The organism is Kocuria sp. CCUG 69068 (genome assembly GCF_020833785.1).
Classification (GTDB): Bacteria; Actinomycetota; Actinomycetes; order Actinomycetales; family Micrococcaceae; genus Kocuria; species Kocuria rosea.
The window spans coordinates 1-18577 of record NZ_PDDL01000072.1 but is presented as its reverse complement, the minus strand read 5'-3'; the positions used below and the strand labels follow the sequence as shown (position 1 = coordinate 18577).

The window sequence follows — 18577 nt, the reverse complement described above, 5'->3', positions numbered from 1 at the left end:
CGGTCACCCCGGGCGGGCCCGCTGCGGCGTGGGCGGTGGAGACGAGCCGGCACAGGGCGGCGTAGCCCGCACCGGCGGTGCCGCCGGCCGCCAGGACCACCACGCGGCCGAGGGCGCGCTCGCGGCCGGGGTCCAGCAGGGCGAGGTCGACCCCCAGGACCGGGTCGATGCCGTGCTCCCGGCACGCGCCCAGGTGCTTGATCGCGCCGTAGAGCCCGTCCCGGTCGGTGCAGGCGAGCGCGTCCGCGCCGTCCGCCGCGGCGGCGGCCGCCAGGACGGCAGGTCGGCTGACCCCGAAGTGGGCGCTGAAGGCGGTGGCGACGTGCAGGTGCGGAAAGCTCACACCCCCATTCGAATACGTGTTCGAATCTTAAGTCAATTGCAAACCGCCGGGGCCGCGAGAACTCCGGATCCTGGGCGTCCGTGGCGGCGCACGCCGGCCCAGGAGGACGCCGGGCCCGGGCGGGACACGATCCGCCCACGGCCCGCAGGGACGCCGCGCACGGGGACGCCCTCGTTCCGGGACAGGGGATGCCGCACTTCTGTGGCATGTTGTTTCCTGCACCCACGGGCATCACCGAGGGGCCCGCACCCCCGCCGCACGGACGCAGGAGGAGACGACGATGGACGTCCGGCAGCTCACGTACTTCCTGGCCGTGGTGGACCACGGCGGCTTCACCCGCGCCGCGGAGCAGCTGCTCATCGCCCAGCCCTCCCTGTCCCAGACGATCAAGGGCCTCGAGCGGGAACTGGGGGTGCCGCTGTTCCACCGGATCGGGCGGCGGGTGGTGCTCAGCGAGGCCGGCGAGGAGCTGGTGGGCCCGGCCCGCGTGGTGGTCCGGGACCTGGAGGCCGCCCGGTCCGCCGTCGACGACCTGCGCGGGGTGCGCAGCGGCCGCCTGGACGTGGTCGCCATGCCCTCCCCCGGCGTCGAACCGCTCACGTCGATGATCGCCGCCTACGCGCGGGCCCACCCGGCCGTGACGGTCAGCGTGGAAGCGGCCTTCACCCCCGAGGAGGTGGCCGACGCGGTGCGCACCGGCCGCGCCGAGATCGGCGTCCTGGGCTCGGAGCACCCGTTCCGCTCCGCCGAGGTCGAGGTGATGCACCTGGAGCAGCAGCCCCTGGTGCTCATCGTGGCACCGCAGGCGGACACCTTCGGTGACGGGCACGCCATCCGCCGGGAGGACCTGGCCGGGCACCGGGTGGTCGTCTCCCAGCAGGGCTCGCTGATGCGGCGGCTGGTCGACGACGCCCTAGCCGACGGGGTGCCGGTCGAGATCGCCGCCGAGGTCGCCCACCGCACCTCGGTCCTCCCGCTGGTGCTGGCCGGGGTCGGGCACGCGGTGCTGCCCTCCTCCTGGACCCCGCTGGCGCACGCCGCAGGGCTGCGGGTGCTGCGGATCGAACCGGTCACCGTGCTGCACGTGGCCGTGCTCAGCCGCCCGGCGCACCTGACCCCGGCCGCCCGCGCGTTCCTGGCGGTCGCCGCCGAGCACGCGGCCCGGCACGCCGCGGACCGCTCCCGGGCACCGGAGGGAACGGCGCCGGACCGGGCCGAGAGGGCGGGCCGGCCGGAGGGGACGGCGCCGCAGGACGCGCCGCGGATCGTGTCATAGGGGATTCCTATCCGGGGGATGGGATTCCGGTCTTGGACCTCACGGTGCTCGGGGCGCTCTACTGGAACCCGGTGCCGCACTGCGCTGCGGACACCACGACCAGAGCACCCGAGAAGGAGAGCACCCCATGGCCGAGCACCAGGTCTTCACGATCGCCTCGATCCCCGCCGACGGCGTGGGCCCGGAGGTCGTCGCCGCCGGCCGCACGGTCCTGGACGCGGTGGCCGAGCAGTCGAACGGGGCGTTCTCCTTCGACTGGACCGAGTTCCCCTGGGGCAGTGCGTACTACGCCCAGCACGGGGTGATGATGCCGGCCGACGGGCTGGAGACCCTCCAGGACTTCGACGCCATCTACTTCGGCGCCGTGGGGTGGGAGAACGTCCCCGACCACGTGTCCCTGTGGGGGCTGCGGCTGAACATCACCCAGAACTTCGACCAGTGGGCCAACATCCGCCCCGTGCGCTTCCTCCCCGGCGTGGTCTCCCCGCTGCGCAAGGCCGACGACACCGAGCTGGACTGGGTCGTGGTCCGGGAGAACAGCGAGGGCGAGTACGCCGGGCTCGGCGGGCGCAACCTCGCCGGCCGGGGCCCCGGCAACGAGGTCGCCGTCCAGTCCTCGCTGTTCACCGAGAAGGGCTGTGAGCGGATCATCCGCTTCGCCTTCGACCTCGCCCGCACCCGCACGGTGCAGAAGGTCTCCAGCGTGACGAAGTCCAACGCCCAGCAGTACGGCATGGTGCTGTGGGACGAGGTCTTCGCCCGCGTCGCCGCCGACTACCCGGACGTGACCACCGAGTCGGTGCTGGTGGACGCGATGAGCGCGAAGTTCGTCCTGCGACCCGAGGACCTCTCCGTGGTGGTGGCCTCCAACCTCAACGCCGACATCCTCTCCGACCTCGGCTCCGCCCTGGCCGGCAGCCTCGGCCTGGCCGCCAGTGCGAACCTCGACCCGGAGCGCCGGTTCCCCTCGATGTTCGAGCCCGTCCACGGCTCCGCCCCGGACATCGCCGGCCAGGGCATCTGCAACCCGATCGGGGCGATCGCCAGCGCCGCCCTGATGCTGGACCACTTCGGTCTGCACGCCGAGGCCCGCCGGGTGGAGGCCGCGATCGAGGCCACCACCGCCGCCGGGCACCTCACCCGTGACATCGGCGGCACCGCCGACACCGCCGAGATCACCCGGGCCGTCGTCGACGCCCTGGCTGCCTCGCTGACCTCCGCCTGAGGCTTCCCGTCCCTCCGGCCCCCGCCCCGCCCGGGACAACTCCGAGGACCGGCCGGCGCCGCGCCGGGCGCGGCGGTCAGCGTCCAGTGGCGCAGATCGCCCGCTCGATCAGGGAGGCGCTGCGGCGGTCGATCTCGTCCTCCACGAGCCTGCCGGGCGCCTCGGGGTACCAGCCGAGGTCGTCCCGCACGTCGGCGGCGACCTCGGACCCACCGCCGCGGGGGGCCACCCGGAAGGTGGCCCGCAGGGGCAGGGCCCGCCACCCGAACTCGGAGGCCGTCCCGCGCCGGCGGAAGGTGACGTCCGAGCCCACCGAGACCTCCACGCAGCACTCCTGGGAGCGGACCGCCGGGTCGAGGTCCTCGAACGCCGTGCGGATCCGCTCGAGGGCCTCCTCCGGGGGCATCGGGCACGTCCACGCCCGGGTCGTGGTGATGCGCGGCCGGTTCGGGGACCGGCGCGCCAGCCAGGGGACGAGGAACCGCTGGCCGAGCACCAGCGCGACGACGACGAGCGCCGCCGCTCCGAGCGCGAGCTGCGCCACGGAGATCACGCCCCGGAGGAGGAGCTGGACCACGAGGAGGACGACCACGGCCGACCCGGCCGGCCCGGCCAGCCGGTACCGTCCCCCGGCGGAGCGTCTGGCAGACACGCGACCTCCCTCCCCCGTCCGGACCACGGTGACCCTCGGCTGTCCTCCGTCGCTGCCATTCTTGCCCGCGCGCACCCCGGGACACCAGGTGTGCATCCGTAAAGGGGACAGGCTCGCGGGGCGCTCCCCGGGTGCAGGGAAGATCGGGCGGCGCGGCCCGGCGCCCCGCGGTGTCGCCCGCCCTGCCTATGCTGAGGTCCGGCGGCAGCGAGGCGGCGCCGGACCGGCGGCCGCGACGACGGAGGGGTGTGGGCCATGACGGCGACCTATCGGTACGACGTGGAGGTCCTGCACCTGCTCGTGTCACCGGCGCACGCCTACTTCGGCCGCGCCCGGGACGGCGCGGCGGAGGTCCCCACCACCGACGCCGAGCGGGTCGAGCTGGTGGCCGGCAAGGGCGTGGTGGGCGACCGGTTCTTCGGCAAGGCCGCGCACATGGACGCCGCCGTCACCCTGCTCGCCGTCGAGGCGCTCGAGGCCATGGCCGCGGACCTGGGCACGGACCCCTTCGACCCGCTCCTGACCCGGCGCAACGTGGTCCTCCGGGGCGCCCACCTGGCCCCGCTGCTGGGCGAGGAGTTCGCGCTGGAGTCCCGGGGCGCCCTCGTGCGGCTGCGGGGCGGGCGCCCGGCCCACCCCTGCGTGTGGATGGACCGGGTCCTGGCTCCGGGCGCGCACGCCGCCATGCGGGGGCGAGGGGGCCTGCGCTGCCGGCCGCTGTCCAGCGGCGACCTGCACCGCGGACCGGCCGTGCTGCACAGCCCGGTCCCGCTCGAGCCGGAGCTGGCCGGCGCGGCCGTGCTGCGGCGCCCGTCCCGGCTGCCGTAGCCCGCCCACCCGGGACCGGCGCCCGGGCCCGCGCCGGGTCAGGCCTGCGCCAGCTGGGGCAGCACCGTCTCCCCGAAGGCGTCGAGGAAGCGGCCCTGCTCCTGCCCCACGTGGTGGAGGTAGATCTCGTCGAAGCCGAGGTCGGCGTACTCGTGCAGCCACTGGGCGTGCCGGCCGAGGTCGGCGGAGACGTTGACCGCCCCGGCGATCTGCTCATCCCCCACGTCCTCCTGGACCGCCTTGCGCAGGTAGTCCTGGGGCGAGGCGAGCTCGGCCATGGTCACGGCGTCGAAGACGTTGGTGCGCCACTGGTCGAAGGCGATCGCGCGGGCCTGCTCCGGGGAGGGCGCCCAGCTCAGGTGCACCTGCAGCGCGGTCCGCCCGGTGCCGCCGGCCTCGCGCCAGGCCTCGAGCATCCGGCGCAGGTCCTCGAGGGGCTGCTGGACGGTGATGAACCCGTCGGCCAGGGGGGCGAAGCGGCGGACCGTCGCCGGGGTGAGCGCGGCCACGCGCAGGGCGGGCAGGACCTCCGGCGGGTCCCAGACCCGGGCGCGGTCGGCGTGGAACGGCTCGCGGCAGGACACCTCCTCGCCCGCGTGCAGCCGGCGGACGGCGTCGAAGCTGCTCTCGAGGAACCGCTGCCGGTGCTCCTTGGCCGGCCAGTCCGGGGTGACGGCCCGCTCGTTGAGCTTCTGCCCGCTGCCCAGGGCGGTCCAGATCCGGCCGGGGAACATGCGGGCGAGGGTGGCCGTGGCCTGGGCGGTGACCACGGGGTGGTAGCGCCGGCCCGGGGCGTGCACGAACCCGAAGGGCAGGTCCGTGGTGGCCAGGGCGGCGCCCAGCCAGGACAGGGCGAACCCGGAGTGGCCCTGGTGCGGCGACCACGGCTCGAGATGGTCCGAGCACATGGCGGCGGCGAAGCCGGCCCGCTGGGCGTGCTCGACGTCGCGCAGCAGCTGCTCGGGAGGGATCTGCTCGTGGGAGGCATGGAAGCCGATCGTCGCCATGGGGTCCTCCGGTCGAAGGCGGGAACAGGACAGTGGGATCAGGTCACGGGGATCAGGTCACGGGGATCAGGTCAGTGGGATCTGGACAGCAGGAGAGGGAGGACGGGACCGGGTGGGGACGGGTGCCGGGTCAGCCGGCCGCCGCCCGGAGGTCCTCGGCGGGGGTGCAGACGTTGCGCAGCTCGCCGATGCCCTCGATCTCGGTGACGACCTCCTGGCCGTCCCGCAACCAGATCCGGCGGGGCTTCTGGGCCAGGCCCACGCCGGCGGGAGTGCCGCAGGCCACGAGGTCCCCGGGCTCGAGGGTCAGGAACCGGCTGAGGTACTCGACCAGCTCCACGGCGGAGAAGATCATCCGGTCGGTGCCGGAGTCCTGGTGCCGCACGCCGTCCACGGTGCAGCGGATCGCCAGTCCCGCCTCGGGGTCGATCTCGTCGGGGGTCACCACCACGGGGCCCACCGGGGTGGTGCGGTCGAAGTTCTTGCCCTGGAACCACTCGGAGGTCCGGCCCTGCCAGTCCCGCACCGAGATGTCGTTCATGATGGTGTACCCGGCGATCGCGGCCCGCGCCTGGTCCGGCGTGGCGTGGCGCAGGGGCGAGCCGATCACCACGGTGAGCTCGGCCTCCCAGTCGATCTTCTCGGACTCCTCCGGCATGGCGATGGGGTCGGTGGGGCCGATGAGCGCGGTGGCGTACTTCGCGAAGATCGTGGGGTGCTCCGGGATCTCCTGACCGACCTCCTCCGCGTGGTCGTAGAAGTTCAGCCCGGCGCACAGGATCTTGCCCGGGCGCAGGACGGGCGTCGCCAGGTCCTCCGGGGCCGGCGCGGGGCCCGGCTCCCCCGGCAGCCGCAGGTCGCCCCCGGCGAGGAGGGCCCTGACGTCGGGGACGGGGAGGTAGACGGTCCGCCCGTCCTCCTGCCGGAAGGCCTGGGTGGTGCCGTCTCGTCGCACGGTGCCGAGTCTCACGGGTGCTCCCTCACGTTCTGCGGTGCGGTCTCCACCGACGATCCTATGCACCTCCGGCGGGAGGGTGCACCGCGGCGGCCTACGCGCAGCGCACCACGCGGATCCCCGAGGCGCTCGTGGCGGCGAGCAGCCGCCAGCGCCCGGTGTCGAGGGTGTGGACGAGCTCGAGGGTCAGCAGCTCGGAGCGGGTGTTCAGCTGCACCTGGACCCGCCACATCTGCTGGTCCACCGCACCGATCCCCCGGTCCTTGGGCAGCCGCGCGTCCTCGGACCACCAGGCGCGGCGCTCGTACCAGCGCACGGGCCCCTGGGCCACCAGGTAGTCCCGCCCGCGCCAGCGCACGCCCACCGGCACCCCGTCCGTGTCGCAGTCCACGTCGACGCTCTCCGTCAGGAAACCCACGACGGCTCCTCTCTCCCTCGGCCCGGCGCCCGTCCCCGGTGCGCCCTGTTCCCTGGAAGCTAGAACACCTGTACGACACGCTAACCCGGAAGAGCGCGGAAAAGGAACAGGTGTTCCCGTGAAGTCCCCGCTCCGACCTGGTCGTTCACTTTTGCGATCGAGGACGGCGAAGCATGGACAAGCCCAGCGAAATGGATACGCTGAATGCACGGAGGGCCTGCCCTGCGCGGCCCTCCCGGACGTCCCCTGTCCCTCGTCCGCCCCGCCGGAGCAGCCGGCGTCGACCTCACGGAGGCCTTCCATGACCGGAACCATCACGCTGATCGCCCACACCGCGGCGAACACCAAGAAGCCCGCGGTGAATCTGCGTCCGTCCGGCCCGGAGGACGCCGAGAGCCTCGCCCAGCTCTACTACTCCTCCTACGAGCAGGGCGGGGTCTCCAGTCTGGAGGAGGCCCGCCAGGTGATCCGGGGAGTCTTCGACGGGGAGTACGGGCCCTTCCTGCCCGAGGCCTCGCCGGTGGTGGTCGACGACGACGGGACCGTGGTGGCCGCCGCGCTCGTGCTGTCCCGGCGGGTCGGCGACGACCTCCCTGACGTCCCCTACATCTTCGAGCTGTTCACGGCGGCCTCCCGCCGCCGCCAGGGCCTGGCCGAGCAGCTGGTGCGCTGCGCCATGGGCACCCTCTACGACAACGGCTACGACCAGGTCAGCCTGCGGATCGCCGAGGACAACGCGGCGGCGCTCGCGCTCTACCTGACGCTCGACTTCAACCGGTGGGTCCCCGAGACGGACGACGTCTGAGCCCGGCGGGCGCTCCGGACCGGGGGACGCCGGAGGGGACGCCGGCACGAACAGGGCCCGGCACCAGGCCGTGGAAGAGGCCCGGGACCCGCGATGCGGGTCCCGGGCCTCTTCTGTGACCGGCTCAGAGCGAGAACTCCTCCCGGACGGGGGGATCGGCGGCGATGTCGACGAACCGCGCCCAGCTGGGGCGCACCGCCACGAGCCGGGTGCTGTCCTTGTCCGTGGCCCCCGGGTGCCGGGACTCCAGCACCTCGCCGGCGTCCTGCGCGGCGGAGCCCTCCAGCACGGCGGCCTCGCCCTCGAGCTGGAACTCCTGGCCCGTCCCGGAGACCACCACGAGGGAGACCCGGGGATCGGCGAGGAGGTTGGCGTACTTGCGGCTGCGCTCGTTCGTGCCGAAGACCAGCCGCCCGTCCCCGAGGGCCGCGAGGTTGATCCACGCGGACTCGGGGCAGCCGGCGCCGCTGTTGGTCGCCACGACCCCGCCGCCGTGGGCGCGGACGAAGGCGGTGACCCGGTCCACGGGCTCCCGGGGGCTCAGAACAGGCTCCGCTGCGGCTCGACGAGCTCCGGGGAGTTGTTGCGCACGTTGCCGACCGCCGGGCCCACCGGGTCGAGCACCCAGCGGGCGGCCGTCCGGTGCGCCTCGGCCCGGACCAGGTCCACGAGCTGCGGGGCGTCGTCCTCCCCGGGGCGCAGCCAGTCCCCCACGTGCTCGGGCGCCAGCGGGATCGGCATCCGGTCGTGCAGACCGTGCAGCTCCGTGAGCACGGGGTGCTCGTCGGAGGGCTCCGGGGAGTCGGTGGTGAGGATGGAGCAGGACAGCAACCAGGTGCTCCCGCCGCCGTCCCTGCCCGGCTGCAGGGCCGCGGAGTGCAGCTCCGTGCCCTCGGGCACCCGCCACCACTCGTAGATCCCGGCGAACCAGATGGTCTCCTCCGGATCGGCCGGGTGGACGTAGTAGGGCTGCTTGCGCCCGCCCTTCCCGGCGCCGGGCTCCTTCTTCCACTCGTAGTAGCCGTTGGCCGGGACCGCGCACCGGCGGGCCCGGACCGCCTTGCGGAAGGACGGCTTCTCGAGGACGGTCTCCGAGCGGGCGTTGAACATCTTCGACCCGACCGCCGGGTCCTTGGCCCAGCCCGGGACCAGTCCCCAGCGGGCCACGTGCAGCTCGCGCACCAGCTCCCCGTCGTCGTCCCGGCCGTTCCCGCCGGTGAGGCGTTCCAGGACGATCGGCACGTCGGTGGTGGGCGCGGTGTTCCAGTTGGCCCGCAGCCGCTCGGTGTCGGCCTCGCCCAGGCTCTCGTCCGGGACCGCCCCGGTCGCGGCGACGAGGTCGCCCACGGCCCGGGCGATGACGTAGCGTCCGCACATCTGCTGCCTCCTCGGTCTGCCCGGCCCGCGGCCGGGGCTCAGTCGGTGAGCGGCCCGTACCCCAGGTACCGGGAGTACATGCCGTACACCTTGCGGATCCCGCGCTCCACGTCGGCCACGGTGGTGCCCGGGCGCAGGTCGTCCACGGCCCCGGCGGTGGCCGGGTCCCAGTCCAGGTCGAGGGCCGAGTAGACGTCGGTGAGCACCGAGCGGATGGGCTCGGACTGCTCGACCACGAGCACGGTGCTGAAGTACCAGGCGCCCGCGACCACCCGCTGGGCCGTCCCGGCCAGCTTCACCTTCCGGCCCGGGGTGGACGACGACGCCGGGTGCGTCCCGTGCACGCTGTGCTCGCCGGCACAGTACTCGCCCGGGATCTCGCCGACGTCCGCCTCGACCTCGAGCTCCTCCAGGGCGGCCACGATCATGTCGCCGAAGAGCCGGTAGCGGTCCTGGATGCCCGAGGTGGGGTCCTCGGCGGCCTCGAGGTGGTCGATGATCAGGCACCCGCCGTGGTAGGCCGCGGCGCGGCCCCCCACCTTGCGGACCAGGGGCTCGAACCCGCTCTCGCGGGCGGCCCGGGCGGCGTCGGGGAAGCCCGGGCGCAGCTCGTCCCGGCGGCCGAAGGCGACCGTGGGGGCCGGTTCGTACAGGCGCAGGACGGGCCCGCTGCGGCGCACGTCGGCGAGGAGGGTCATGGCGCTCTCGTAGTCCTGCTGGGCGCCCAGGGACTCGCGCTGGCGGAGAAGTTTCATGCTGGCCCCAGTCTAGTGGCGGATCCGGACGGTCCTGCGTCAGGTCACGCCCCGGTGATCCCGCTGCCGCGGAACCAGCGCCCCAGGGCCAGGGCGCTGAGCTCGACCTTCTCGGCCCACGCGACCGCCTCCTCGTCGGCGGCGTCGGAGACGTGCTTGACCATCCGCAGCGGCACGCCCAGGTGCCGGCAGGCCACCGCGATCGCCCAGCCCTCCATGTCCACGAGGTCCGCCCGGGCGGCCAGGGCGTCCCGGGCGGGTCCGCCGGCCACGAAGGAGTCCCCGGTGGCGAGCACGGGGCCGTCGCCGCCGAGCTCGATGACGTTGTCCACGGGGATCCCGGCCGCGCGCAGCAGCTCCTCGTCCACGTCCCGGTTGATGATCCGGGAGGGCTCGAGCACCCCGGTCAGCCCGTGCTTGAGGGCGCCGGCGCTGCCGATGTTGAGCACCGTCAGCTCCGCCCGGCGCGCGGGGTCCGGGCAGCGGGTCAGTACCGCCTCGGTGGTGCGCACCGCCGCGGCCGACATCCCGACACCGGTCAGGACCAGGTCGATGTCCTCCGGGAAGTACTTGGTCTCCAGGGGGTGGGCGGCGAGAACGAGCAGCTGTGGCACCCCGTCACTCTATCCGCACTCCCTCCCGCTCCCGCCCGGCCTGACCTCCCGGCGGGGAGGTCAGGCCGGGCGGGTGGTGAACAGCGCGGCGAGCCGCCGGTCGGAGTCCGCCTGGGCGTCGAGATCGTGCGCGCCACCCGTCACGAGCAGCTCGTCCGCCCCGGTGCGCGCGAGCAGCCGTTCCAGCTGGTCCCGGACCTCCGGGGCCGTGCCGTGGACGGAGGACGTGAGGGTCTCCTGCACGAGGGCCCGCTCCCGGGCCGTGAGCCCGTCCGGCTCCGCGGGCCGTGCGGGCGCCAGGGGCGGGAACTCGCCCCGCGTGCGGGAGGCGGCCAGGGCGCGGGCCTCGGGCAGCAGCAGTTCACGGGCGGCCGCGCGGGTCCGCGCCACCGCGACGTTCGCCGAGACCACCGCGTAGGGCTCCGGCCACCACGACGACGGGCGGAACTGCGCGCGGTACCGCTCGAGCACCGCGGCGCCGCCGCCGGGGCCCTCGCGGAAGATCGCCGGGCCGCCGAGCACCACGGCGAGTCCCTCCCGGGCCGCGGTCTCCACCCCGGCGCCGGTCGCCAGGACGAAGACCGGCGTGGCGGCGTGGTTGCGGGGCCGGGCGGTCACCGGGGCCGCGCCGGAGAGGTGCGCGAGCAGCTCGGCCAGGTCGTCCCCGAAGCGGTCCGCGGCCTCCTTGCCGGTGCGCAGCGCGTCCCGGACCGCGGCGGTAAAGCCGAGGGAGCGGCCCACGCCGAGGTCGATCCGGCCGGGGTGCAGGGCCTCGAGGGTGGCGGCCTGCTCGGCGACCACGAGGGGCTGGTGGTTGGGGAGCATGATCCCGCCGGAGCCGATCCGGAGACGTCGGGTCCGGGCGGCCAGAGCGGCCATCAGCACCGCCGGCGCGGACCCGGCGATCCCGGGCACCGCGTGGTGCTCGGCCACCCAGAACCGGTGGTAGCCCAGCTCCTCCGCGCGCTCGGCCCGCTCCAGGACGCGGGCGAGGTCCTCGGCCTCCGTCGAGCCGTCCCGGGTGTTGGCGCGGTCGAGGAGGGAGAGCGGGACGTCGGAGAGGGCCATGGTGCGCACAACCCGGGCGGCGCCGGAAGCATTCCGGGCCGCTGCCGGAGTCCGGGACGGTCAGGGCCGGCGCCGGACCTGGATCCGTCCCTCCTCGACGCGGGTCTCGTAGCTGGGCTGCGCGGCGGTCGCCGGTCCGCGGACCACGGCGCCGTCCGCGAGCCGGAAGGTGCTGCCGTGCCAGGGGCAGGTGACGCAGCCGCCGTCGACCGTCCCCTCCTCGAGCGGGCCGCCCAGGTGGCTGCAGACGCTGTCGAGGGCCTCGACCCGGTCCCCGTCGCGGACGAGCAGCACCGAGACGCTGCCGGCCGGCACCCGTCGGTGCTCGCCGGCGGCGAGCTCGGCGTCGGCGAGGACGTCGGTCCACCGCCGTGGGCCTCTCCGCCAGGCGGTGCGGTTGACGTTGACGCCCCGCGCGAAGACGAGGTGGCCGCCCAGGTAGCCCCCGCCCGTGACGCAGCCGTAGCCGACCAGGGCGAGGGCCCTGCCGGCGCCGCGCCGGCCCCTGAGCCGGGCGGCGAGCGAGGCCGCGTAGAACGTCAGGGCCACGCTGTTGGCGGTCGCGTGCACCAGACCGATGCGCCGGTCGGCGCCCTGGGTGTCGGACCAGTCGTTGAGCCCGGTCGCCGCCGTGGGGACGGCGGCGGCCAGCCCCGCGGCCACGAGCACGTCGGCGGCGCGGGCCGTTCTGGGGCCGCCGGCCAGGTCCAGCACCGCCGCCATGGTCCACGCACCGATCGGGACGTCGGTGAGGAGGGGGTGCAAGGGGTGCCCGATCACTGTGCCGCTCAGCACGTTGCGCACCGGCGTGGGCCGCACCGCCCGGCCCACGGCGCGGGCCAGGGGCTCGGCCACCCGGTCCAGCGCCTTCCACGTTTCCACGCGGGCCACCAGGTCCTCGAGCTGTGTCATGACCGCCTCCTCAGCGCCGGGGCGGTCAGTGTCCCACCCCGCGCCGGGCGGGACAAGGACGTCCTGGTGTGTGAAGACCGGTGGCGCCGGGAGCCGTTCAGCCGGCGCGGTCGAGGGCCTCCTCGGCGGCGACCCAGCCGAGCATGGCGCACTTGACGCGGGCCACGAACCGGGAGACCCCGGCGAAGGCGGCGGCGTCGCCGAGGACCTCCTCGTCGGGGACCACGGTGCCCCGCGAGCGCAGGAGGTCCCGGAACGCGCCGATCATTTCCACCAGCTCGGCCCGCGTCATCCCGGGGGCGGTCTCGGCCAGCACGGAGGCCGCGGCCATGGAGATCGAGCAGCCCTCGCCCTCCCAGCTGAGTCGGGTCACCACCGGCTCCGCGTCCCCGGGGCCGGTCGCGAGCTCGACCCGCACGGTGATCTCGTCGCCGCATGTGGGGTTGTACTGGTGGGACTCCCCGGCCCCGTGCCCGGGTGCCGGGGCGGCCAGGCCCTCGCCGGAGCGCCGCTTGGCGTGGTCGAGGATGACCTCCTGGTACATCCCGTCCAGCGCGCTCATCGCGTGTTCTCCAAGCGGAAGTAGCCGCGGACCCCGGCGAGCTCGGTGAGGAACCGGTCCACCTCGGCGGTGGTGTTGTAGAGGTAGGCGCTCGCCCGCGTGCTGGCGGTCAGCCCCAGCGCCCGGTGCAGCGGCTGGGCGCAGTGGTGGCCCACCCGCACGGCCACCCCGGCGGAGTCCAGCACCTGCCCGACGTCGTGGGCGTGCACCCCCGCCACGTCCACGGCCGCCAGACCCACCCGTTCCGCACCCGGGGGCGGGCCGATCAGCCGGATCCCCTCCAGCTGGGCGAGACCGGCCGCGAGCCGCTGCCCCAGCTCGTGCTCGTGGGCCGCGACCCGCTCCATCCCGATGCCCTGCAGGTAGCGCACCGCCTCGGCCAGCGCCACGGCCTGGGCGACCCGCTGCGTGCCGGCCTCGAAGCGGGTCGGGGCCGGCAGGTACCGGGCGGACTCCATCGTGACCTTCGTGATCATGGATCCGCCCGTGAGGAACGGGGGCATCGCGTCCAGCAGCTCGGACCGCCCCCACAGCGCCCCGATGCCGGTGGGACCGAGCATCTTGTGCCCGGAGAACACCGCGAAGTCCACCCCCAGGGCGGGGAGGTCCACGGGCAGGTGCGGCACCGACTGGCAGGCATCCAGCACGGTCAGCGCCTCCGCCGCCCGGGCCAGCTCGACGAGACGGGCGACGTCGGTGATCGCGCCCGTGACGTTGGAGACGTGGCTGAAGGCCACCACCCGGGTGCGCTCGCCGATGACCTCGGCGGCGGCCCCGAGATCGAGGGCACCGGACTCGTCGACGGGGATCCAGCGCAAGGCCGCCCCGGTGCGGGCGGCCAGCTCCTGCCACGGGATGAGGTTGGCGTGGTGCTCGGCCTCCGTGGTGACGATCTCGTCACCCGGGCCCAGCCGGAAGCGGGCGGCCGTCCCTCCCCCGCGTCCGGCCGAGGCGTTGGAGAAGGAGTAGGTGATCAGGTTGATCGCCTCGGTGGCGTTGGAGGTCCACACCAGCTCCCGCTCGGTGCCGCCCACGAAGCCGGCCACCACCCGGCGGGCCTCCTCGTAGGCGTCGGTGGCCTCCACGGCCAGGGTGTGGGCGCCGCGGTGGACCGCGGCGTTGCGGTGCAGGTAGAACTCCCGCTCGGCGTCCAGCACGGCCAGGGGCTTCTGCGAGGTCGCCCCGGAGTCCAGGTAGACCGACGGGCTGTTCGTCAGCAGCGGGAAGTCCTCCCGCAGCGCACGCACCTCGGGATCGGTCAGGGGCAGCACGTGGTTTCCTTCCATGCTCCGACACTGTACGGCCCGGGCCCCGGGGTTCTCCGGCCGGACGCCTCCCGGCGTCACGGGCGGGCTACCGGTGGCGGGGGCGCAGATAGGTGTTGCCGTTCGCGTCCTTCTCGACCACGAACTCGTCCTGCAGGTCCTGGTACCACTGCTGCGTCTGCTCGCTGGGCTGGTCCTGGCCCCGGAGGTCGCGGGGACTGCGCACGGCGGGCCCGTAGAACCGCATGGCGAAGTCGTCGAAGCGCCGGAACAGGCTGCGCCGGGGCTTGTCGTCGTCGGCGTGCTGGTGCTTGCGCATGGTGTCCTTCCGGGTGGCGGGCCGGGCCGTCTCCCCCCATGATCTCCCGCCGGTCCGCGGAAGGCGAACCCGGAACGGTGCGCGAGGAGTCACAGCCGGCGCTACGGGGCGACGGCGGCCCCGGTCCGACCGGGTGAACGGCCTGTCAGGAGAACGCCCGAACGTATTGACGGCCATCGATGCTGGTGGCACTCTTCCACATAGACGAACGTCGATACCAAGGAGCGTTCGTCGCACCCGAAAGGAACCCGTCATGTCCAGAGTCCAGCTCGCCCTGCGTGTGGCCGACCTCGAGCGCTCCATCGAGTTCTACTCCACCCTGTTCCGCACGGCCCCGGCCAAACGGCGCCCGGGCTACGCCAACTTCGCCATCGCGGAGCCGCCGCTGAAGCTCGTGCTGCTGGAGGGCGAGCCCGGTGACGACACCCGCATGGACCACCTCGGCGTGGAGGTGGAGAGCACCGAGATCGTCGAGGCCGCCGCGCAGCGCCTGGCCGACGCCGGCCTGGCCACCCGCCCGGAGGAGCAGACCACCTGCTGCTACGCCGTCCAGGACAAGGTCTGGGTGACCGGACCGGGCCGGGAGCCGTGGGAGGTCTACACCGTCACCGCCGACGCCCGGCCCGACCTGGAGGGCAGGACCGGCCGGGAGCTCTCCGAGGTGGGCGGCGACGGCTCGTGCTGCACCTCCGACCCCCGGCCGGAGCCCGTCAGCCCGTGACGGCCCCGCCGCGGTCGGCGACTCCGGCGGGTGCCGCCGACCGCGGCGGGCGCAGGACAGCCCTCGCCGCACCGCCGGAGCGGTGACCGGAGCAGTGGCCGGGATGGTGGCCGGGACAGCCCCGTGGACCGGGCCGTCCAATGGCGTCACGAAAGGGAACGCCCCTGGTGACCACCTGATTGCAGGAGTACACTGACACCCTCAGCTGTTGCGCCTCGGCGCCGGGACGTCGTTCCCGGTGCCACCGGTTCCCCGGGGGCGCACCGCGTCCCGGGGGACGTCTCCCGGTCGGCCGGGGGCCGGCCGAGGACTCTGGCACGCGCCACCGGCGCCCGTGCCGACGATCCGTCTCATGACCTCGGGGACCCGCCATGAAACACCCACTCCTCTCGCGCGTGCTCACCGGCGCGTCGGCCACCGTGCTGGCGACCGCCGGGCTCGCCGTGGGCGCACCCGCCCACGCCGCGACCGCGCAGCCCATGTTCTCCTACGCCCAGGGCTGGCGCACCGACCAGCACGTGCGCGAGCTCGCGGACGTCAACGGCGACGGCCGCGCCGACGTCGTCGGCTTCGGCGGCGCCGGCGTCCAGGTCGCCTTCGGCCGGGCCGACGGCACCTTCGGCACGCCGCGCATGAGCGTGCGCGACTTCGGCACCGCGCAGGGCTGGTCCGGCGCACGGCACGTGCGCACGCTCGCGGACGTCGACGGCGACCGCCGGGACGACATCGTGGGCTTCGGCGACGCCGGCGTCTACGTGGCCTACTCCCAGGGCGACGGCAGCTTCACCGCGCCGCAGCTCAAGGTCCGTGACTTCGGCTGGAACCAGGGCTGGCGCGTCGACCGGCACCCGCGCGAGCTCGCCGACCTCAACGGCAACCTGACCGCCGACATCGTGGGCTTCGGGCACGCGGGCGTCACCGTCTCCCACGGACTGTCCAACCGGACGTTCACCGGGACCGGCAAGCGCATCGACAGCTACGGCTGGGACCGCGGCTGGCGGGTCGACAAGAACCCCCGGATGCTCGCGGACGTCGACGGCAACAGCACCGCCGACATCGTGGGCTTCGGGGACGCCGGCACGTACGTCTCCTACTTCTCGGCGCTCGGGGACACGTTCACCCAGCCCGCGCTGGAGATCCGCAACTTCGGCTACGCCCAGGGCTGGCGCGTGGGCCAGCACCCGCGGATGCTGGCCGACGTCAATGTCAACCCCGCCGGCAACGCCGCGGCGGACATCATCGGCTTCGGCTACTCCGGGGTCTCCGTGGCGCACTCGCTCAACGGAGGGAACTACACCGGCGTGGCACTGCGGGTGAACGACTTCGGCCAGGCCCAGGGGTGGCGGGGCGACCGGCACCTGCGGACCCACGCGGACATCAACGTCGACGGCATCCAGGACCTGGTGGGCTTCGGCAACGCCGGGGTCTACGTGGCCCACGGCCGGGCGGACGGCACCTTCGCCCCGGTGTACCTGAAGGTCGCCGCCTTCGGCTACGACCAGGGGTGGACGGAGGACCGGTATCCGCGCCTGCTCGGTGACGTCAACGGCGACGGCCGCGACGACGTCGTCGGCTTCGGGCACTCGGCCACGTACGTGCAGCTCTCGTGAGCCCGCCGGCCGCGATCCGTCGCGGCCGGGCCACGGCTCCGCCCCCGTCCGCACGGACAGGGACGGGGCCGTGCTACGTGACGGGCTTCGGCTCCGCGCCGCGCTCGTGCACGTAGGCGGCCATGGTGATCACGGTGACGAGCTGCACGGCGACCACCACGAAGGTCCAGCCGCCCTCGGCGACGACGTAGACGGCGGCGGAGACGGCGAGCACCAGCGGCAGGACGCGCGACGCGGCGAGCGCGCGGCCGGACTCCCCGGGGGCCCCCGGCGGGTCGGGGCCGTGCCCGGCGGCCGGCTCCGCGTGCTCCGGGAGATCCGACGGTTCCGGGGCGGGCTCGGCAGCGGGCTCGGTCCGTCGGCGTCGCCCGGTGTGGACGGTGCTGACCAGCACCGCCACGTAGAGGGCCGCGACGAGACCGGTGACGAACAGCATGACGGTGCCGTCGTCGTCTTCGACGCACAGCCCCACGACGAGACCGAGGGCCACCGGCAGGAGCCAGAGCCCCAGGAGCAGCCTGTCGCGCACGGTCAGCACGAGGCCCTCCCCTCGTTCGACGATCCCCGTGACCGCATCCTCGCACCCGGCGACCCCGCGTGTCTGACCCCTCATCCGGGGATGGCGCGGGCGTCCCCGGACGGCGCGGTGACCTCCGGCGTCACACACGCGGGGGCCGCCGTCCTCTGCGGCGCGCCGTGCGGTGCCGGACGGGCACCGGACGTAGAACAGGAGGGTGCCCCGCGCGATCCCCCGACGCGTGCCCTCCCCCAGGCGCACTTCCTCTCGTCCCCCCAGGAGCACCATGCGCACCACCCTCTTCCCCTCGCCTGCCCCGGGAGCGGACCCGGCGTCCCGCCGCGGTGTCGCCGCGGGCCGGTGGATCGTGGCGGGGCCGCTGCACCTCGTCCTGGCGATCGGGCTGGTGGCGGGCTGCGCGTCCAGCACCGCGTCCACCGACCCGGCCCCCGGCCCCGTCCCGGGGACCGTGACGACGGTGCCCGCCGCCCCCTCCCCGAGCGCCGAGCCCGGCAGCACGCCCTCGCCCACGGCGTCGAGGACACCGGGGACGGTCACCACGGTCACCCCGTCGCCGAGCTCCGCCCCGGAGCCGTCGGAGACCCCCGTCCGGGCCGTCGCCCCGCCCTCGGGGGCGTTCCTCGCCCTGGAGGACCTGCCGGTCGCCGCCGCCGGGACGATGTCCGACTACGACCGCGACGCCCTGTTCGGCGGGTGGATCGACGCCGACGGCGACTGCGAGGACTCCCGCAACGAGGTCCTCGCCCGGGACCTGACCGGCATCACCTCCGCCGACGGGTGCAGGGTCGACACCGGCACCCTCGCCGACCCGTACACGGGGGCGTCCATCGACTTCGTCCGCGGGGTCGCGACCTCCGCCGACGTCCAGGTGGACCACGTGGTCTCGCTCGGCAACGCCTGGGTCACCGGGGCGCGCCGGCTCTCCCCGGCCGACCGCGTGGCCCTCGCCAACGACCCGCTGAACCTGCTGGCGGTCGACGGCCCGGCCAACGGCTCGAAGTCCGACCAGGACGCCTCGCGGTGGCTGCCCCCGAACCGGGCCTTCGCCTGCGAGATGGTGGCCGTCCAGATCGCGGTGAAGACCCGCTACGGCCTGTGGGTCACCGCCCCGGAGAAGACCGCCATGGCCGAGGTCCTCTCCGGCTGCCCCGACCAGCAGCTGCCCGGCGGCACGCCGTTCGGCGACATCCCCGGGGGCGCCGGTGCCGCCCTGGGGGCTGGCCGTGGCCGCGATGCTCTCGATCCAGCTGGGCTCGGCCCTGTCCGTGGACCTGATCGCCGCCGTGGGCCCGGCCGGAACCGCCTGGCTGCGACTGAGTCTGGGGGC

At 74.5% G+C, this 18577-nt stretch carries 21 protein-coding genes and 2 pseudogenes; 8 read left to right on the top strand and 15 right to left on the bottom strand.

All coding sequences use genetic code 11. The features are described 5' to 3' along the window. A partial coding sequence (locus tag CRM73_RS13295) for a PHP domain-containing protein (protein WP_229588059.1) occupies window positions 1–343 on the bottom strand: 343 nt, incomplete at its 3' end. A gap of 280 nt (window positions 344–623) precedes the next feature. Here CRM73_RS13295 and CRM73_RS13290 point away from each other — a divergent pair. Both CRM73_RS13290 and CRM73_RS13285 read left to right on the top strand, forming a co-directional pair. Next, entirely contained in the window at window positions 624–1619 is a 996-nt protein-coding gene (locus CRM73_RS13290; RefSeq protein WP_229588057.1) for a LysR family transcriptional regulator, read from the top strand. Window positions 1620–1746: 127 nt separating this feature from the next. Further along, window positions 1747–2844, top strand: a complete 1098-nt coding sequence (locus CRM73_RS13285) for a tartrate dehydrogenase (protein ID WP_229588055.1) — start codon at window positions 1747–1749, stop codon at window positions 2842–2844. A 76-nt stretch (window positions 2845–2920) separates the two neighbouring features. Here the strand turns inward: CRM73_RS13285 and CRM73_RS19805 are convergent, their stop codons facing one another. Further along, window positions 2921–3496, bottom strand: a complete 576-nt coding sequence (locus CRM73_RS19805; RefSeq protein WP_017834645.1) for a hypothetical protein — start codon at window positions 3494–3496, stop codon at window positions 2921–2923. A 255-nt stretch (window positions 3497–3751) separates the two neighbouring features. On the opposite strand from CRM73_RS19805, the gene CRM73_RS13270 reads away from it, so the two are divergent. Next, window positions 3752–4324: an MOSC domain-containing protein gene (locus CRM73_RS13270; RefSeq protein WP_017834644.1), complete on the top strand. Its 573-nt coding sequence runs from the start codon at window positions 3752–3754 to the stop codon at window positions 4322–4324. Window positions 4325–4362: 38 nt separating this feature from the next. Here CRM73_RS13270 and CRM73_RS13265 read toward each other — a convergent pair whose 3' ends face one another. From CRM73_RS13265 to CRM73_RS13255, 3 genes are all read right to left on the bottom strand, one after another. After that, the gene (locus CRM73_RS13265) at window positions 4363–5331 is read right to left on the bottom strand and encodes a TIGR03885 family FMN-dependent LLM class oxidoreductase (protein ID WP_229588051.1); all 969 of its coding nucleotides are present in this window, start codon (window positions 5329–5331) and stop codon (window positions 4363–4365) included. 130 nt (window positions 5332–5461) lie between these two features. Continuing rightward, window positions 5462–6301, bottom strand: a complete 840-nt coding sequence (locus CRM73_RS13260) for a fumarylacetoacetate hydrolase family protein (protein WP_229588049.1) — start codon at window positions 6299–6301, stop codon at window positions 5462–5464. Window positions 6302–6380: 79 nt separating this feature from the next. Then, window positions 6381–6704: a DUF6504 family protein gene (locus CRM73_RS13255; protein WP_017834641.1), complete on the bottom strand. Its 324-nt coding sequence runs from the start codon at window positions 6702–6704 to the stop codon at window positions 6381–6383. Window positions 6705–7005: 301 nt separating this feature from the next. On the opposite strand from CRM73_RS13255, the gene CRM73_RS13250 reads away from it, so the two are divergent. Continuing rightward, entirely contained in the window at window positions 7006–7509 is a 504-nt protein-coding gene (locus tag CRM73_RS13250; protein WP_017834640.1) for a GNAT family N-acetyltransferase, read from the top strand. A gap of 124 nt (window positions 7510–7633) precedes the next feature. On the opposite strand, the gene CRM73_RS13245 is transcribed toward CRM73_RS13250, so the two are convergent. From CRM73_RS13245 to CRM73_RS13205, 9 genes are all read right to left on the bottom strand, one after another. Continuing rightward, entirely contained in the window at window positions 7634–8035 is a 402-nt protein-coding gene (locus CRM73_RS13245; protein ID WP_229588047.1) for a pyridoxamine 5'-phosphate oxidase family protein, read from the bottom strand. Window positions 8036–8049: 14 nt separating this feature from the next. Beyond that, window positions 8050–8886 (bottom strand): SOS response-associated peptidase, encoded by an 837-nt coding sequence (locus CRM73_RS13240; RefSeq protein ID WP_017834638.1) that lies wholly within the window; start codon window positions 8884–8886, stop codon window positions 8050–8052. Window positions 8887–8924: 38 nt separating this feature from the next. Beyond that, entirely contained in the window at window positions 8925–9641 is a 717-nt protein-coding gene (locus CRM73_RS13235; RefSeq protein WP_017834637.1) for a lipoate--protein ligase family protein, read from the bottom strand. Between the two features lie 44 nt (window positions 9642–9685). Next, entirely contained in the window at window positions 9686–10255 is a 570-nt protein-coding gene (locus tag CRM73_RS13230; protein WP_017834636.1) for a nucleosidase, read from the bottom strand. 60 nt (window positions 10256–10315) lie between these two features. Beyond that, entirely contained in the window at window positions 10316–11323 is a 1008-nt protein-coding gene (locus CRM73_RS13225; protein ID WP_229588045.1) for an MsnO8 family LLM class oxidoreductase, read from the bottom strand. Between the two features lie 60 nt (window positions 11324–11383). Then, window positions 11384–12235 carry a Rieske (2Fe-2S) protein gene (locus CRM73_RS13220; RefSeq protein ID WP_017834634.1) on the bottom strand — a complete coding sequence of 284 codons (852 nt, stop codon included), beginning with the start codon at window positions 12233–12235 and terminating at the stop codon, window positions 11384–11386. Between the two features lie 97 nt (window positions 12236–12332). Continuing rightward, entirely contained in the window at window positions 12333–12797 is a 465-nt protein-coding gene (gene sufU, locus CRM73_RS13215; RefSeq protein WP_035929092.1) for a Fe-S cluster assembly sulfur transfer protein SufU, read from the bottom strand. After that, window positions 12794–14083, bottom strand: coding sequence for a SufS family cysteine desulfurase (locus tag CRM73_RS13210; RefSeq protein WP_229588043.1), 1290 nt, complete (start codon window positions 14081–14083; stop codon window positions 12794–12796). Before CRM73_RS13210 ends, sufU begins: the two co-directional genes overlap by 4 nt. A gap of 67 nt (window positions 14084–14150) precedes the next feature. Beyond that, entirely contained in the window at window positions 14151–14381 is a 231-nt protein-coding gene (locus tag CRM73_RS13205; RefSeq protein ID WP_229588041.1) for a hypothetical protein, read from the bottom strand. A gap of 253 nt (window positions 14382–14634) precedes the next feature. Between CRM73_RS13205 and CRM73_RS13200 the strand changes: the two genes are divergently transcribed. Together CRM73_RS13200 and CRM73_RS13195 are read left to right on the top strand one after the other, a co-directional pair. After that, complete coding sequence (locus CRM73_RS13200) at window positions 14635–15102, top strand: ArsI/CadI family heavy metal resistance metalloenzyme (protein ID WP_017834630.1); 468 nt, start codon at window positions 14635–14637, stop codon at window positions 15100–15102. A 371-nt stretch (window positions 15103–15473) separates the two neighbouring features. Beyond that, on the top strand, window positions 15474–16712 hold the full coding sequence (locus CRM73_RS13195; protein WP_229588039.1) for a VCBS repeat-containing protein: 1239 nt from the start codon (window positions 15474–15476) through the stop codon (window positions 16710–16712). A gap of 73 nt (window positions 16713–16785) precedes the next feature. Here CRM73_RS13195 and CRM73_RS13190 read toward each other — a convergent pair whose 3' ends face one another. Next, a complete protein-coding gene (locus CRM73_RS13190; RefSeq protein ID WP_229588037.1) occupies window positions 16786–17325 on the bottom strand; it encodes a hypothetical protein in 540 nt (179 codons plus the stop codon). A gap of 190 nt (window positions 17326–17515) precedes the next feature. Between CRM73_RS13190 and CRM73_RS19975 the strand changes: the two are divergent. Further along, window positions 17516–18373: pseudogene (locus CRM73_RS19975) on the top strand (DUF1524 domain-containing protein); the annotation flags it as partial. A gap of 109 nt (window positions 18374–18482) precedes the next feature. Then, window positions 18483–18577 (top strand): annotated as a pseudogene (locus CRM73_RS13180) (EamA family transporter); the annotation flags it as partial.

Bases quoted from the DNA above. Each gene is read 5' to 3' on its own strand.
- CRM73_RS13285 (WP_229588055.1), top strand. From the start codon at position 1,747: ATGGCCGAGCACCAGGTCTTCACGATCGCCTCGATCCCCGCCGACGGC.
- CRM73_RS13240 (WP_017834638.1), bottom strand. From the start codon at position 8,886: ATGTGCGGACGCTACGTCATCGCCCGGGCCGTGGGCGACCTCGTCGCC.
- CRM73_RS13250 (WP_017834640.1), top strand. From the start codon at position 7,006: ATGACCGGAACCATCACGCTGATCGCCCACACCGCGGCGAACACCAAG.
- CRM73_RS13220 (WP_017834634.1), bottom strand. From the start codon at position 12,235: ATGACACAGCTCGAGGACCTGGTGGCCCGCGTGGAAACGTGGAAGGCG.
- CRM73_RS13195 (WP_229588039.1), top strand. From the start codon at position 15,474: ATGAAACACCCACTCCTCTCGCGCGTGCTCACCGGCGCGTCGGCCACC.
- CRM73_RS13210 (WP_229588043.1), bottom strand. From the start codon at position 14,083: ATGGAAGGAAACCACGTGCTGCCCCTGACCGATCCCGAGGTGCGTGCG.
- sufU (WP_035929092.1), bottom strand. From the start codon at position 12,797: ATGAGCGCGCTGGACGGGATGTACCAGGAGGTCATCCTCGACCACGCC.
- CRM73_RS13200 (WP_017834630.1), top strand. From the start codon at position 14,635: ATGTCCAGAGTCCAGCTCGCCCTGCGTGTGGCCGACCTCGAGCGCTCC.
- CRM73_RS13225 (WP_229588045.1), bottom strand. From the start codon at position 11,323: ATGGCCCTCTCCGACGTCCCGCTCTCCCTCCTCGACCGCGCCAACACC.
- CRM73_RS13190 (WP_229588037.1), bottom strand. From the start codon at position 17,325: ATGAGGGGTCAGACACGCGGGGTCGCCGGGTGCGAGGATGCGGTCACG.
- CRM73_RS13265 (WP_229588051.1), bottom strand. From the start codon at position 5,331: ATGGCGACGATCGGCTTCCATGCCTCCCACGAGCAGATCCCTCCCGAG.
- CRM73_RS13270 (WP_017834644.1), top strand. From the start codon at position 3,752: ATGACGGCGACCTATCGGTACGACGTGGAGGTCCTGCACCTGCTCGTG.
- CRM73_RS13205 (WP_229588041.1), bottom strand. From the start codon at position 14,381: ATGCGCAAGCACCAGCACGCCGACGACGACAAGCCCCGGCGCAGCCTG.
- CRM73_RS13290 (WP_229588057.1), top strand. From the start codon at position 624: ATGGACGTCCGGCAGCTCACGTACTTCCTGGCCGTGGTGGACCACGGC.
- CRM73_RS13235 (WP_017834637.1), bottom strand. From the start codon at position 9,641: ATGAAACTTCTCCGCCAGCGCGAGTCCCTGGGCGCCCAGCAGGACTAC.